The organism is Quadrisphaera sp. DVD1 (genome assembly GCF_058932755.1).
This window is the reverse complement of the sequence record NZ_JBZYWI010000074.1, coordinates 1-15,059: the sequence shown is the minus strand read 5'-3', so window position 1 is coordinate 15,059 and position 15,059 is coordinate 1. Positions and strand designations below refer to the sequence as shown.

The following is a 15,059-nucleotide window of genomic DNA, read 5'->3' as shown; positions in this document are numbered from 1 at the left end:
CCGGCGGGCCGCCTCGACCTCGCGGGCGTCCTGCTCGGCCTGGGCGCGCACCCGCTCGGCCTCGAGCCGGAACCGCTCCGCCTCGGCCCGCTCGGCCTCGCGCCGCGCGAGCTCCTGCGGGGAGGGCGGCAGCAGCGGCTCCAGCGCCTCCCGCACCCGGCGGGCGACCTCCTGCGGCGCGGCGTCGGCGTCGATGACGAGGTAGCGGCGGGGGGTGCGGCGCGCGAGGGTGAGGAACCGCTGGCGCACGGCCTCGTGGAACTCCAGCGGCTCCGCCTCCAGGCGGTCGAGCTGGTCGCCCAGGCGGGCGCGGGCGCGGTCGGCCGGCAGGTCGAGGACGACGGTCAGGTCGGGCAGGAGGCGCTGCGTCGCCCACTGGGACAGCGCGGCCACCTCCTCCCCCACGAGCATGCGCCCTGCGCCCTGGTAGGCGACCGAGGAGTCCACGTAGCGGTCGGTGATCACCAGCGCGCCGCGCTCCAGCGCCGGGCGGACGACCTCGGCGACGTGCTGGGCGCGGTCGGCCGCGTAGAGCAGGGCCTCGGCGCGCGGCGCCAGGGCGCCCCCGTGCAGCAGCACCTCGCGGATCGCGCGGCCCGCCTCGGTGGCTCCCGGCTCGCGGGTGAGCACGACCTCGTGGCCCAGCTCGCCGAGCCACTGCTGCAGCGCCCGCGCCTGGGTGGTCTTGCCCGTGCCGTCGCCGCCCTCCAGGGCGACGAGGAAGCCCGAGGTGCGCCGCGGAGGCGCCTCGGGGGGCGCGGAGTGGCGCAGCCGCCAGGCCCGGACGACGTCGGCCCGCAGCGGGCCGGAGGCGCCGTCGTCCATCTGCCGGTAGGCGAGGACGCCGATCCCGGTCGCGAGGACGGCGGCCACCAGGAGGGTCAGGGCCGCGCCGTTGTAGTCGAGGCTGGCGGTGTCGGTGATCGGCAGGCTGTTCTGCCCGAAGGCCGCGGCCAGGGCCGGCGCGAGCACCAGCACGCTGATGAGCACCACGCGGGCGGCGGACTGGACGAAGGCGAACGTGCGGCCGCGCAGGTCGTCGGCGACCTCCAGGCCCAGCAGGGTGTAGCCGGTCACCCACGCCACGCCGCCGCAGGCGCCCACGACGATGCTCAGGAGGGCGACGACGGCGATGTTCGGGACCAGCGCCAGGGGCACGAGGGTGAGGCCGGCGCCGACGATCGCCAGGGCGAACAGCCGCCAGCGCACGAGCGCCGCGAGCACCCGCGGGCCGGTCCACATGCCCAGCGCCAGGCCGGTGAAGACGCACCCGAAGAGGAGCCCGAAGCCCGCCGAGCCCGCGCCGAGGTCGGCCACGTAGGTGGGCGAGACCCCGATGACGAACCCGCCGGCCGCGAAGGCCCCGAGCATGCCCACGACGAGCCCGCGGACCAGCGGGGTGGCGGCCACGAAGCGCCACCCGTCGACGATGCTGCGGCCCAGGCCGACCGGTCGGGCGCCCTCGGCGGCGGGGAGGCGCGCAGGCAGCGCCAGGCGCCAGACGACGAGCGCCGCCACGAGGTAGGTCAGCGCGTTGGCGTAGAGGGCCAGGGTGTCCTCGTGCCCGGTGAGCGCCCCGGAGAGCAGCGCGAGGCCGATGAAGAGCAGGGCGGCGATCGGGGCGGTGCCGTAGGTGACGACGAGCCCGAGCTGGTTGGCCGCCTCGAGGCGCTCGCGCGGCACGAGGTTGGGGACGGTGGCGTCCTTGGCCGGCGTCCAGAACAGGCCCACGACCTCGACCAGCAGGGTGGCGATGAGCAGCCACTGCAGCGTGCCCACCAGCGGGATGGACGCGAAGAGCGCGAACCGGAGGAGGTCGCCGACGACCATGGTCGTCTTGCGGTTCCACCGGTCGGCCACCGCACCGGCCAGCGGGCCGAAGAGCATCGCCGGGGCCAGGCGCAGCACGAGCAGGCCGGCCACCGTCAGGTTCGCCGCGGCGTAGGAGGACTCCTCGCCGAACCGCCGCGCCATCGCGACGGTGGCCAGCAGCCCGAGCCAGTCGCCGAGGCTGGACAGGCCCAGGCACAGCCAGAGGTCGCGGAAGGGCTTGATGGCCAGGACCGCGCGGACGCCGTGGTCAGGACCGGCGGTCGTCGCGGGCGCTGCGCTGCTGCCGACCGTGCTCACCCGGCCAGGGTAGCGGCGCCACCTGACACCGAGGAGGTTCCGCCACGGGGCCGGCCCGTGCTCAGGTCATCGGGTAGAGGGCCACCGGCTCGGTGGTCGGCTCGGTGCTGCCGCCCTCGGGCTCCACGGTGACCGCCACGCCGGTGACGCCGGCCATGTCCCCGCGCAGCACCGCGGGGTCGTCGTCCCGGGCGTCGAAGGTGGCGGCCGGCACCGGCTCGCCGTCGCGCAGCAGCCACAGCTGGTAGGTGCGGCCGTCCGGCGCGGGCGCCGCGCCCGTGTCGAGGAGCACCGCCGTCTGCTGCTCCACCGAGACCACGAGGCGGGTGCCGGCCCACTGCTCGTCCGCACCGCTGGAGGCCGCGACCGTCACGGCGTCCGGCGCCGCGACGACCCGGCCGAGGTCGGCCGCGACCGCGCGCGCCTGGTCGCGGTCGGCGCGGTACTGCACCGCCGTCCACCCCAGGGCGGCGCCGCCGAGCAGCACGACGGCGGCGGCCGCGGCGGCCAGCGCCACGACCGGGCGGCTCCAGCGCGCTCGGCGGCGCTCGGCCAGGTCGACCACGGTCGCCTCGGCGGTGCGCACCGGCGGCAGTTGGGGCACCTCGTCCAGGCGCGCCAGGACCGCCTCGCGCAGGTGCGCCGGGGGCTGGACCGGCACGGCGCCGGCCAGGGCGGCGAGCCCCTCGCGCACGACCGCCAGCTCCGCGCGGCAGGCGGCGCAGCCGGCGAGGTGCTGCTCGGCGCGGGCCCGCTCGTCGGGGGTCACCGCGTCGGCGGCGTACGCGGCCGTCAGGTCGTGCTCGCTCATGCCGTCCCCTCCAGGCCCGCCAGGCCGGTGCGCAGCCGGATCAGCCCGTCGCGCAGGCGCGTCTTGACCGTCGGCACCGGCACCCCCAGCCGCTGGGAGATCTCCGCCGAGGTGTGCCCGCCCCAGTAGGCCAGCACGACCGCCTCCCGCTGGAGGTCGGTCAGACCCGTCAGGGCCGCGCGCACGCGCTGCTCGTCCTCGTGCTGGAGGACGTCCTCGGCGACGGAGTCGTACTCGCGCACCGCCTCGCCGGCCACGGCGCGGTCCTCGCGGTCCTCGGCCGAGCGCACCGAGCGCACGCGGTCCACCGCGCGCCGGTGCGCGATCGTCAGGGCCCACGCGGACGTGCTGCCGGCGGCGGGGTCGAACCGGGCGGCCTGTCGCCACACCTCGAGCATCACCTCCTGCACCACCTCCTCGGCCATGGCGTGGTTGCGCACGACGGCGCGCGCCAGGCCGAGCATCTTGGGCGCGAGCGCGTCGTAGACCTCGGCGAAGGCCTCGCGGTCGCCCTGGGCGACGCGGGCCATGACCGGAGCCAGCGGGTCGACGGGTCGCTCCGCACGCCGCCACCGCCCTCGCTCGTCGCTGTCCTGGGGAGCGGCGTCTTCACTCCCTACTGCGTTCGACACCGGACCTCCGGAGGATTGCCGTTCCCGGCAGCGAGTTCGCTCAGCTGGACGGGGAGGCCTTCGCCGCGGTCTTCTTCGCGGCGGGCTTCTTGGCGGCCGGCTTCTTCGCCGCGGGCTTCTTGGCCGCAGCGGCCCGGGTCTTCTTCACCGGCCCGCGAGCGCGCTTCTCGGCCAGCAGCTCGGCCGCGCGCTCGGGGGTGAGGGTCTCGACCGGGTCGTCCTTGCGCAGGGTCGCGTTGGTCTCGCCGTCGGTGACGTAGGGGCCGAACCGGCCCTCCTTGACCACCACCGCCTTCCCGCTGACCGGGTCGGTGCCGAGCTCGCGCAGCGGCGGCGTCACCGCTCGGGCGCCGCGCCCGCGCTTGGGCTGGGCGTAGACCTCCAGCGCCTGCTCGAGGGTGACGTCGAAGAGCTGCTCCTCGCCCTCCAGCGAGCGCGAGTCGGTGCCGCGCTTGAGGTAGGGCCCGTACCGCCCGTTCTGCGCGGTGATCTCCTCGCCGGTCGCCGGGTCGGTGCCGACCACGCGCGGCAGCGACAGCAGCCGCAGGGCGTCGTCCAGCGTCACCGTCTCCAGCTGCATGGTCTTGAACAGCGAGCCGGTGCGCGGCTTGGCCGACTTCGGGGCGTCCTCGGGCAGCACCTCGGTGACGTAGGGCCCGTACCGGCCGGCGCGGGCGACGACCGTGCGCCCGGTGTCGGGGTCGGTGCCGAGCTCGCGCTCGCCGTCGCCGGAGGTGGCGAGCAGCTCGCGGGCCCGCTCGACGGTCAGCTCGTCCGGCGCCAGGTCGTCGGGCACCGCCGCGCGCTGCGGGTCGCCGCCCTCGACCTCGGCCGGGGCCTCCAGGTAGGGGCCGTAGCGCCCCACCCGCAGGGTGATGCCCTCGCCGATCTCGACGGAGTTGATCCCGCGGGCGTCGATGTCGCCCAGGTCGTCCACCAGCGGCTTGAGGCCCTGGGAGCTGTCCTGGCCCGGGCCGCCGGGCGCGCCGGTGCCGCCCGCCACGCCGGTGCCACCGCCGAAGTAGAACCGGCCCAGCCACGCGGCGCGGTCCTCCGTGCCGCCGGCGATGCGGTCGAGGTCGTCCTCCATCGACGCGGTGAAGTCGTAGTCGACGAGGTAGCGGAAGTGGTCCTCGAGCAGGCGCACCACCGCGAAGGCGATCCAGCTGGGCACCAGGGCGTTGCCGCGGCGCCACACGTAGCCGCGGTCGCTGATCGTGGCGATCGTCGCGGCGTAGGTGGAGGGGCGGCCGATGCCGCGCTCCTCCAGGGCCTTGACCAGGCTGGCCTCGGTGTAGCGCGGCGGCGGGGAGGTCTCGTGGCCCTCGGCCTCGGCGCCCAGGACGTCGACCGCCTGGCCGCTCTCCAGCTGCGGCAGCCGGCTCTCGGCCTCGCCCTCGCCGCCGTGGCGCTCCTCGTCGCGCCCCTCCTCGTACGCGGCCAGGAAGCCGCGGAAGGTGATCACGGTGCCGGACGCCGACAGCTCGACGTCGCGCGCGCTCTCGCCCGCGGTGGTGACGACCGGCACGGCGCCGCCGAGGCGGACGGTGGCCGTGGAGCCGCGGGCGTCGGCCATCTGGCTGGCCACGGTGCGCTGCCAGATCAGCTCGTAGAGGCGGAACTCGTCGCCGCGCAGCGCGCCGGCCACCTGCGCGGGGGTGCGGAAGGAGTCGCCGGCGGGGCGGATCGCCTCGTGCGCCTCCTGCGCGTTCTTGGCCTTGGAGGCGTACACGCGGGGCTTGGCGGGCACGTACTCCGGCCCGTACAGCTCGCCCGCCTGCGCCCGGGCCGCGGTGAGCGCCTGCTGGCTCAGCGCCGTGGAGTCGGTGCGCATGTAGGTGATGAAGCCGTTCTCGTACAGCGTCTGCGCGACCCGCATGGTCTGGCGGGCGGAGAAGCGCAGCTTGCGCTGGCCCTCCTGCTGCAGCGTGGAGGTCGTGAACGGCGCGGCCGGACGGCGCGTGTAGGGCTTGGTGTCGACGCTGCGGACCGCCAGCGCGGTGCTGCGCAGGCCCGCGGCGATGGCCGTGGCCACCTCCTCGTCGAGGCGGACGACGTCCGCGGCGCGGGCGGTGAGCTCGCCGGTGTCGGTGAAGTCGCGGCCGGTGGCCACGCGCGCGCCGTCGACGGCGACCAGGCGGGTGCGGAAGGCCTCGGCGCGCGCGGTGTCCGAGGCGGCGGCGACCTGCGCCCGCACGTCCCAGTAGCCGGCGGAGACGAACGCCATCCGCTCGCGCTCGCGCTCGACGACCATCCGGGTCGCCACGGACTGCACCCGGCCGGCGGACAGGCCCGCGCGCACCTTGCGCCACAGCACCGGGGAGACCTCGTAGCCGTAGAGGCGGTCGAGGATGCGCCGCGTCTCCTGGGCGTCGACCAGGTGGGTGTCGATGTCGCGGGTGTCGTCCAGCGCCCGCTGGATCGCCTCGCGGGTGATCTCGTGGAAGACCATCCGCTTGACCGGCACCTTCGGCTGCAGCGTCTGCAGCAGGTGCCAGGCGATGGCCTCGCCCTCGCGGTCCTCGTCGGTCGCGAGGTAGAGCTCGTCCGCGTCCTTCAGCGCCCGCTTGAGCTCGGTGACCTTCTTGCGCTTGTCGGCGTCGACGACGTAGTACGGCTCGAAGCCGTTGTCGACGTCCACCGCGAACCGCCCGAACGGCCCCTTCTTCATCTCCGCCGGCAGCTCCGAGGGCTGGGGCAGGTCGCGGATGTGCCCCACGCTCGCCTCGACCTCGTACCCGTCGCCGAGGTACCCGGCGATGGTGCGCGCCTTCGCGGGCGACTCGACGATGACGAGGCGTCGCGGCGCGGCGTCGGTGGAGCTACGGGCCACGAGGGGTGCCTTCCGGGACGGGGACCGGGGCGAGCCCGGAGCGGACTCCCAGACGGTAACCCGTCTGCGGCCCGCTTCAGGCCACCGACCCGGGGCGGTGGACGCGACGGGCGAGCGGTCGGCGCAGCACCATCGCGGCCAGCAGGACGGCGCACGCGGCCCCCGCGACACCGGCCGCCCCGCCGGCGTAGGCCAGCGCCAGCTCGCCGCGGCCCTCGGCCAGCGGGGGCACCCGGGAGGCGAGGACGGCCACGACGACCAGCGCCCCCAGGGCGCCGAGCACCGCGCCCGCGGCCAGCACCGCGAGCGCCGGGCGGTGCCCGCTCGTGCGGCCGCGGTCGGCCGGGGACTGCTCCTCCTCCGGAGCCGGCATGACCACCGCGACCAGCGCGGCCCAGGCGCCGACCACGAGCACGGCGGCGACGGCGTCGCTGGCCCGGTGCCAGCCCGCAGCGAGGGTCGCCACCCCGGTGGCGGTCGTGTACGCGGCGCCGGCGACGGCCACCGCGGGGCGCAGGCGGGTGGGCACGACGACGAGCAGCGCCACCGAGACCGCCGCCGCGAAGGCGGTGTGGCCGCTGGGCAGGCTGTTGCCCGGCCCGGGCTCCCCGATGAGGTCGGCGCGGTCGAGCACCCAGCGCTTGAGCACCTGCGTGGTGACCGTCGGCCCGAGCACGAGGACGGCGGCCGCTGCCGCCACCGCGACCCGCCGCCGCACGAGCCCGATGACCACGACGAGCGCGACGACGAGGAGCACCGCCAGGCCGGAGACGACGTCGAGGACCGCGTCGGCGTACTCGAGGGTGAACCGGCGGCCCGTGGCGCCGCCGGCGAGCGTGGCCTGGTCGACCAGCTGGCCGCGGCGGGTGGCGACGAAGACCCGGTGCAGGGCCCCGACGCCGACCGCGCACGCCAGCGCGAAGAGCACTCCCGCGGCGGCGCGCCACCGCGGGCTCACGCCGGCACCAGGAGCCCGTCTGCCACCAGGTCGCGCACCTGCGGCAGCAGCTCGGCGACGAGCGGGGCCGCCTCCACCTCCAGCAGCGCCGCCAGGGCCCCGGCGATCTGCCCCACGGACAGCTCGCCGTCGCTGGCCCCGACCAGCCCCGCCAGGGCGGTGCCCACCGGGACGACCCGGCCCAGGCCGCCGCCCTGGCGCAGGAGGATCACCGACGGGTCGGCGTCCCCCGGCCGCAGGTGCCGCTCCTCGGTGACGTCGCCCGCGACGCGGAGCCGCGCGGCCAGCAGGCCCTCGTCGTCGGTGGCGGCCAGCAGGTCGCGGGCGGCGAGGACGTCGGCCACGTGGGTGCCCAGGGGCGCGCGCAGCGGCCCGGTCGCCTCCTCCAGGCGCCGCCAGCGGGGGCGGTCGTCGGTCGGGGCGTGCAGGACGACGAACCCGAAGCCGACCGCCTCCACCCCGCGGGCGGCGAAGTCGTCCAGCCACGCGCCCAGCAGGGCGTCGAAGTCCGGGCCCGGGCGCTGCCCGCCGTCGCGGATCCAGGTCTCGGCGTACTCGGCGGGGTCCTGGACCTCGCGCTGCACGACCCAGCCGTCCAGGCCGGAGGCCTCCAGCCAGCCCCCCACCCGGTCAGTCCAGCCCTCCCCCGCCCGGTGCTCCCAGTTCCCCAGCAGCTGGGCGCTCCCGCCGGGGGCCAGGACGCCGCCCAGGCCGGTGACCAGGCGCCGCACCACCTCGTCGCCGACCAGGCCGCCGTCGCGGTAGGTCCAGCCCGGGACCGCGGCGGTGCGCGGGGTGACGACGAACGGGGGGTTCGACACGACGAGGTCGAAGCGCTCGCCCGCCACCGGCTCGAGGAGGCTCCCCCGGCGCAGGTCGAGGTCGACGCCGGACAGCGCCGCGTTGAAGGCGGCGAAGGCCAGGGCCCGGGCCGAGGTGTCGGTCGCGGTGACCGACGCGGCGTGGCGGGAGGCGTGCAGGGACTGCACCCCGCTGCCGGTGCCGACGTCCAGCACCCGCTCGGCCGGGGTGCGCACGGTCAGCTGGGCGAGCGTGGTCGAGGCCCCGCCCACGCCGAGGACGTGGTCCGTGGCCAGCGGCCCCCCGGTGGCCACCTCGCCGAGGTCGGAGGCGAGCCACCAGTGCGCCTGGCCCCCGGCGTCGACGGCGGCGTAGGGGCGCAGGTCCACCAGGGCCCGGACGGCGTCCTCGTGGCCGGCGCCGGCGGCCTCGACCAGGCCCGCCTCGGCCGCCCCGGTGGTGCCGGTGGCCGGCAGCGCGGCGTCCAGCGCCGAGCGCGGCACCTCGGCGCCGAGCACGAACAGCCGGGTTAGGACCGCGACCGGATCGTCGACGGCGCCCGGGCCGGACAGCGCCCGCTGCGCCGGGAGGGGCTGGTCGCGCAGCAGCGCTCCCGCGGCCACCGGACCGAGCAGGCCGGTGACGGCGTCCACGGTCCAGCCGGCCCGCTCGAGGTCGGCGCGCAGGGCGGCGGTGCGGGCGGCGTCGGTGCGGGGCGGCGGAGGCACGACCGGCACGGTACGTGGTCCTCCCTCACGTCCAGGGGGACGGCGCAGGGGCGCGCTCCCCCGCGGCGGGAGGAGCGCGCCCCTGTCGAGGTGCGGGCCGGTCAGACGGTGCCGCGGCCCTCGTCCCGGACGTCGCCGAGGGTGCTCGCCCCGGCGGTGGCGCCGGTGCTGGCCCCGGCGCTCGTGCCCGTGCCCGTGGTCGTGCCGGTGCTCGTGCCCACCGGCTCCAGGACGGCGTCGCCCTCGGGGTCGAGGTCGTGCGGGCCGAGGTCGTCGAGGTCGTCGTCGGACTCGTCGATCCCGGTCGGGCGGCGCTTGGCGACCCACACGGCCACGACGACCACCACGAGCGCCGCGCCGGCGATCGCCAGCCGGGCCGGGGTGTTGGCGTCGTCGCCGATGCTCAGCGTCACCACCGCGGGGACGATGAGGATCGCCACGAGGTTCATCACCTTGAGCAGCGGGTTGATCGCCGGGCCGGCGGTGTCCTTGAACGGGTCGCCGACCGTGTCGCCGATCACCGTGGCGGCGTGGGCGTCGGAGCCCTTGCCGCCGTGGTGGCCGTCCTCGACGATCTTCTTCGCGTTGTCCCAGGCGCCGCCGGAGTTGGACAGGAACACCGCCATGAGGGCGCCGCAACCGATCGCCCCGGCGAGGAAGCCGGCCAGCGCGGCGGTGCCCAGGCCGAAGCCCACGACGACCGGGGCCAGCACCGCGAGCAGGCCGGGGGTGGCCAGCTCGCGCAGCGAGTCGCGGGTGCAGATGTCGACCACCCGGGCGTACTCGGGGGTCTCGGTGCCGTCCATGATCCCGGGACGGGTGCGGAACTGGCGGCGGACCTCGAAGACGATGGCGCTCGCCGCCCGGGTCACCGCGTCGATGGCGAGCCCGGAGAAGAGGAAGACCACCGAGGCGCCGAGCAGCAGCCCGACGAGCACCGACGGGATGGTCACCATGCCCACGCCGATCTCGCCGGAGAGGGTCTGGCCGAGCCCCAGGGCCTGCAGCGCGAACGCGGACGGCTGGGTGCCGGCGACGTTCGCGGCGTTCTGCGCGGCGTCCAGCACGGTGTTGGTGAAGGAGCCGAAGAGGGCCGTGGCGGCCAGGACGGCGGTGGCGATCGCGATGCCCTTGGTGATCGCCTTGGTGGTGTTGCCCACGGCGTCGAGCTCGGTGAGGGTCTGCGCGCCGGCCTCGTCGACGTCCCCGGACATCTCGGCGATGCCCTGGGCGTTGTCGCTGACCGGGCCGAAGGTGTCCATGGCGACGATGACGCCGACCGTCGTCAGCAGGCCGGTGCCGGCCAGGGCGACGAGGAAGAGCGCGAGGGTCACCGTGCCACCGGCGATGAGGAAGCAGACCAGCACCGCCGCGGCGATGATCAGGGTCGTGTAGACCGCGGAGGTCAGGCCCACGCCGATGCCGGAGAGCACCACCGTGGCGGCCCCGGTCAGCGACGTGCGGGCGACGTCCTGGGTCGGGCGGGAGTCGGTGCCGGTGAAGTAGCCCGTCACCCAGAGGATGACGACCGCCAGCAGGATGCCGACCACGACGGCCGCCGCGGCCTGGAAGCGCGGGTCGCCGGTGGCCTCGGCCCCGGCCGCGGAGATCGAGGTGAGGTCCGCGAACGAGTCGGGCAGGTACAGGAAGGCCGCGAGCGCGCAGCCCACGGCGGCCACGACCGCGGAGATGTAGAAGCCGCGCTGGATGGCGGCCAGGCCGCTCTCGCCGTCGCGGGCGCGGATGAGGAAGACGCCCAGGACGGCGGTCAGCGCGCCGATCGCCGGGACGACCAGCGGGAAGACCAGGCCCTCGTCGCCGAAGGCGGCGCGGCCGAGGATCAGGGCGGCCACGAGGGTGACCGCGTAGGACTCGAACAGGTCGGCGGCCATGCCGGCGCAGTCGCCCACGTTGTCGCCCACGTTGTCGGCGATCGTCGCGGCGTTGCGGGGGTCGTCCTCGGGGATGCCCTGCTCGACCTTGCCCACGAGGTCGGCACCGACGTCGGCGGCCTTGGTGAAGATGCCGCCGCCGACGCGCATGAACATCGCCAGCAGGGCGGCGCCGAAGCCGAAGCCCTCGAGCACGCCCGGGGCGTCCTCGCGGTAGATGATCACCACGAGGGCGGCGCCCAGCAGGCCCAGGCCCACGGTCGCCATGCCCACGGTGCCGCCGGTGCGGATCGCCAGGCGCATGCCGACGGCGCGGCCGCCCTCCTCGCGCGAGGCCGCGGCGACCCGGACGTTGGCCCGCACGGCCAGGGACATGCCCAGGTACCCGATGGTCGCGGAGAACAGCGCGCCGAAGAGGAAGGCGACGCTGCGGCCCAGCTTGACGCCGTCCTCGGCGGGCAGGAGCCACAGGATCCCGAACACGAGGACGACGAAGATCGCCAGCGTCCGGAACTGCCGCCGCAGGTAGGCGCTCGCACCCTCCTGGATCGCGCTGGCGATCTCCTGCATCCGGGGGGTGCCCTCGCCGGCCGCCAGCACCTGGCGGCGGAACACGAAGGCCATCACCAGCCCGGCCAGGGCGATCACCGCGACGACCACGACGATCGCGAGGTCACCGCCTCGGACCGCCGCGGCCTCGGCCGCGGGGTCTGCTGCGGCGGTCAGCACCGCTCCGCTCGACTGCCCGAGCATCCGTCCTCCTCGACGAGGCCAGGCGTGGCCCCCCGGGCGGCCTCGCAGCGCCGTTCGGAGGGATCAGTGGTCGGGGCGGAGTGTACGCAGACGCCTGTGTCGGCGATCACACACGCCGGTGACGCGCCGGTGACGCGCCGGTCACACGCGCCAGGTCAGGCGCGTCCTGCCGCCGGGGCCGCCCGGTCCGGCGGTGACGGCGACGTCGTCCGCGAGCCCCGCCATGAGGAGCAGGGCGACGTCCTCGGTCTCGATGCCGTCGTCACCCGCTCCGTCGCGGACCTCGATGACGAGCGACCGGCCGCTGGCGGAGACCTCGACCTCCACCAGCTCGGTGGCGCCCGCGGACTCGCTGCGCTGCACCGCCCGGCCGCAGGCCTCGCCCACGGCCAGGCGGACGCCCTCCAGGGCGCCGTCGCCGAGGCCGGCGCGGCGGGCGACCGCCATCGCGACCAGGCGCGCGGTGCGCACGTGCTCGGGGAGGGCGGTGAAGCGCAGCAGCACCGGGCCCGTGCTGTGCAGGGGCTGGGCCTGCGCCAGCACGGACTCGTCAGAGGCGCTCACGGGAGTCGTCGACGCGCGCTCAGGCGCCGGCGCCGCCGCTGGAGGCGGCGACCGCCTCCTCGACGCTGGGGTGGATCGGGAAGACCTTGGTCAGACCGGTGATCCGGAAGACCTTGAGGATCTTCTCCTGGGTGCACACCAGGTGCAGGGACCCGTCGTGGGAGCGCACGCGCTTGAGCCCGCCCACGAGGACCCCCAGACCGGTGGAGTCCAGGAAGTCGACCTTCTCCATGTCGATGATCAGGTGGTGGCGGCCCTCGCCGACCAGGTCGTTGAGGCGCTCGCGCAGGACCGGCGCGGTGTAGACGTCGATCTCCCCCCCGACCTCGACGACGGTGCGACCGCCCTGCTCACGGCTGGTGACGGACAGGTCCACGCGCACTCCTCGAACTCGCTCGACGGCTGCGGGGGGCCCTGGACGGCACCACCGCGATCGATGGCATTCAACCACCGCCCTGTGATTCCGGCCACGAGAGCGGGGCGGGGCGGCGGCCGGGGCCGCTCGCCCGGCCCGATCACCGCGCGGGTGCGACGATGGGCCCGGTGAGCAGCCTGGACGCCGCGGTCGAGCGGCTGCTCGCAGCGCCGGGCCGGCGCGAGCGCGTCCTGCACGAGCACCGCGTGCCGGCGCGCGAGGGCACCACCGCCCCGTGGCCCGCCTGGACCGACCCCGCCCTGCGCGCCGCCCTGGAGCGGTCGGGCGTGAGCGCCCTGTGGGAGCACCAGGTGCGCGCGGCCGAGGCGGCCCACGACGGCCGCCACGTCGTCGTGGCCACCGGGACGGCGTCGGGCAAGTCCCTGGCCTACCTCCTGCCCGCGCTGACCGCGGTGGCCGAGGGCGCCGCGGCGCCGACGGGGCGCGGGGCGACCGCGCTCTACCTGTCCCCCACCAAGGCGCTGGCCGCCGACCAGCTCGCGACCGTGCGCGCCCTGGACGTGCCCGGCGTCCGGGCCGCCAGCTACGACGGCGACACCCCGTCCAGCGAGCGGCGGTGGGTCCGCGACCACGCCTCGTACGTGCTCACCAACCCGGACCTGCTGCACCGCTCGCTGCTCCCGGGGCACGCCCGGTGGGCGAGCTTCCTGCGGTCGCTGCGCTACGTCGTCGTCGACGAGTGCCACCGCTACCGCGGGCTGTTCGGCTCCCACGTGGCCGCGGTGCTGCGCCGGTTGCGCCGGGTCGCCGCCTCCTACGGGGCGCACCCGGTGTTCGTGCTGGCCTCGGCCACCTCCGCCGAGCCCGCCACGAGCGCCTCGCGGCTGGTCGGGGTGCCGGTCGAGGCCGTGGCCGAGGACACCGCCCGCCGCGGGGCCACCCGGTTCTGGCTCTGGGAGCCGCCGCTGCTGCCCGGCCTCGGCGAGCACGGAGCCCCCACGCGCCGCTCGGCCAGCGCGGAGACCGCCGACCTGCTGGGCGACCTCGTCGTGGACGGCGTCCGCACCGTCGCCTTCGTGCGCTCGCGGCGCGGCGCCGAGGCGGTGGCCGTCTCCACCCGCCGGGCGCTGGCCGAGGTCGACCCCCGGCTGCCCGCCCGGGTGGCCGCCTACCGCTCGGGCTACCTGCCCGAGGAGCGGCGCGCCCTCGAGGCGCGGCTGCGCAGCGGCGACCTGCTCGGGGTGGCCTCCACCAGCGCGCTGGAGCTGGGCGTGGACGTCTCGGGCCTGGACGCCGTCGTCATCGCCGGCTGGCCCGGCACGCGGTCGTCGCTGTGGCAGCAGGCCGGTCGGGCGGGGCGGGCCGGTGAGGACGCCCTCGCCGTCTTCGTCGCCGACGACGACCCGCTGGACACCTTCGTCGTCCACCACCCCGAGGCGGTCTTCGGCGCCCCGGTGGAGTCCACCGTGCTCGACCCGGACAACCCCTACGTGCTGGGCCCGCACCTGTGCGCGGCCGCCGCCGAGGTGCCGCTCGTGCCCGCCGACCTGGAGCTCTTCGGCCCGTCGGCGGAGCCGGTGCTGCGCCACCTCGTGGCCGGAGGGCTGCTGCGCCGGCGGCCGGCCGGCTGGTTCTGGACGAGCCGGGAGCGGGCCAGCGACCTCGCGGACCTGCGGGGCACCGGCGGGGAGCCGGTGCGGCTGGTGGAGTCCGGCACCGGGCGCGTGCTGGGCAGCGTGGACGCCGGCGCGGCGCACCACACCGTCCACCCCGGCGCCGTGTACCTGCACCAGGGCGCCGGCTACCTCGTCGAGGCGCTCGACGAGGCCGAGCACGTCGCGCTGCTGCACCGCGAGGAGGTCGACTGGACCACCTCCGCCCGCGAGGTGACCGACGTCCGCATCCTCGCCGAGGACCGCTGGCGCGACTGGGGGCCGGTGCGCCTCAGCACCGGCACGGTGGAGGTGACCAGCCAGGTGACCTCCTTCCTGCGGCGGCGGGCCGCCACCGGTGCCGTGCTCGGCGAGGAGCCGCTGGACCTGCCCTCGCGCACCCTGCGCACGCACGCCGTGTGGTGGACCCTGCCGCCGGAGCTGCTCGAGGCGCACGGGGTCGAGCCCGGTGGCGTGCCCGGCGCCGCCCACGCCGCCGAGCACGCCGCGATCGGCCTGCTCCCGCTGGTGGCGACCTGCGACCGCTGGGACGTCGGCGGGGTCTCGACCGACCTCCACCCCGACACCGGCGTCCCCACCGTGTTCGTCCACGACGCCGCGGCCGGCGGGGCCGGGTTCGCCGAGCGGGGCTTCGCCGTGGCCGCCACGTGGCTGCGCGCGACGACCGACCTCGTGGCGGCGTGCGAGTGCGCCTCGGGGTGCCCCTCGTGCGTGCAGTCGCCCAAGTGCGGCAACGGCAACGAGCCGCTGGACAAGGCCGGCGCGCTGCGGCTGCTGACGGCCACGCTCGCCGCGGCCGACGAGGACGGCCGCCCGGTCGCCTCCACGCCCGCCGCCTGAGCGGCCCCCGCGCGCCGGACCGGCCCGGGCGCCGGCGAGCGCCAGCCCCAAGCTATCCCTTTTCTCCC

General features: G+C 76.5%; 10 protein-coding genes. 1 reads left to right on the top strand and 9 read right to left on the bottom strand.

The features are described from left to right. From tmk to AC5FZL_RS09995, 9 genes are all read right to left on the bottom strand, one after another. Nucleotides 1–2,130: dTMP kinase (gene tmk / locus AC5FZL_RS10035; protein ID WP_493618445.1), on the bottom strand; the 2,130-nt coding region annotated here is incomplete at its 3' end. A 61-nt stretch (nt 2,131–2,191) separates the two neighbouring features. Next, nucleotides 2,192–2,941 (bottom strand): anti-sigma factor, encoded by a 750-nt coding sequence (locus AC5FZL_RS10030; protein WP_493618444.1) that lies wholly within the window; start codon nt 2,939–2,941, stop codon nt 2,192–2,194. Beyond that, complete coding sequence (gene sigK / locus AC5FZL_RS10025) at nt 2,938–3,573, bottom strand: ECF RNA polymerase sigma factor SigK (protein WP_493618443.1); 636 nt, start codon at nt 3,571–3,573, stop codon at nt 2,938–2,940. Before sigK ends, AC5FZL_RS10030 begins: the two co-directional genes overlap by 4 nt. 40 nt (nt 3,574–3,613) lie before the next feature. Next, nucleotides 3,614–6,406 (bottom strand): type I DNA topoisomerase, encoded by a 2,793-nt coding sequence (gene topA / locus AC5FZL_RS10020; protein ID WP_493618442.1) that lies wholly within the window; start codon nt 6,404–6,406, stop codon nt 3,614–3,616. Nucleotides 6,407–6,482: 76 nt separating this feature from the next. Further along, the gene (locus AC5FZL_RS10015) at nt 6,483–7,364 is read right to left on the bottom strand and encodes a phosphatase PAP2 family protein (RefSeq protein ID WP_493618441.1); all 882 of its coding nucleotides are present in this window, start codon (nt 7,362–7,364) and stop codon (nt 6,483–6,485) included. Then, nucleotides 7,361–8,893, bottom strand: coding sequence for a DUF7059 domain-containing protein (locus tag AC5FZL_RS10010; protein ID WP_493618440.1), 1,533 nt, complete (start codon nt 8,891–8,893; stop codon nt 7,361–7,363). Before AC5FZL_RS10010 ends, AC5FZL_RS10015 begins: the two co-directional genes overlap by 4 nt. 101 nt (nt 8,894–8,994) lie before the next feature. Continuing rightward, nucleotides 8,995–11,538 (bottom strand): sodium-translocating pyrophosphatase, encoded by a 2,544-nt coding sequence (locus AC5FZL_RS10005; protein ID WP_493618439.1) that lies wholly within the window; start codon nt 11,536–11,538, stop codon nt 8,995–8,997. 141 nt (nt 11,539–11,679) lie between these two features. Continuing rightward, nucleotides 11,680–12,102, bottom strand: a complete 423-nt coding sequence (locus AC5FZL_RS10000; RefSeq protein ID WP_493618438.1) for an ATP-binding protein — start codon at nt 12,100–12,102, stop codon at nt 11,680–11,682. 19 nt (nt 12,103–12,121) lie between these two features. Then, the gene (locus AC5FZL_RS09995) at nt 12,122–12,478 is read right to left on the bottom strand and encodes an STAS domain-containing protein (protein WP_493618437.1); all 357 of its coding nucleotides are present in this window, start codon (nt 12,476–12,478) and stop codon (nt 12,122–12,124) included. 158 nt (nt 12,479–12,636) lie between these two features. Between AC5FZL_RS09995 and AC5FZL_RS09990 the strand changes: the two genes are divergently transcribed. Next, on the top strand, nt 12,637–14,991 hold the full coding sequence (locus AC5FZL_RS09990) for a DEAD/DEAH box helicase (RefSeq protein WP_493618436.1): 2,355 nt from the start codon (nt 12,637–12,639) through the stop codon (nt 14,989–14,991). The last annotated feature ends 68 nt before the right edge of the window (nt 14,992–15,059 follow it).

Bases quoted from the DNA above. Each gene is read 5' to 3' on its own strand.
- AC5FZL_RS10030 (WP_493618444.1), bottom strand. From the start codon at position 2,941: ATGAGCGAGCACGACCTGACGGCCGCGTACGCCGCCGACGCGGTGACC.
- AC5FZL_RS10005 (WP_493618439.1), bottom strand. From the start codon at position 11,538: ATGCTCGGGCAGTCGAGCGGAGCGGTGCTGACCGCCGCAGCAGACCCC.
- AC5FZL_RS09990 (WP_493618436.1), top strand. From the start codon at position 12,637: ATGGGCCCGGTGAGCAGCCTGGACGCCGCGGTCGAGCGGCTGCTCGCA.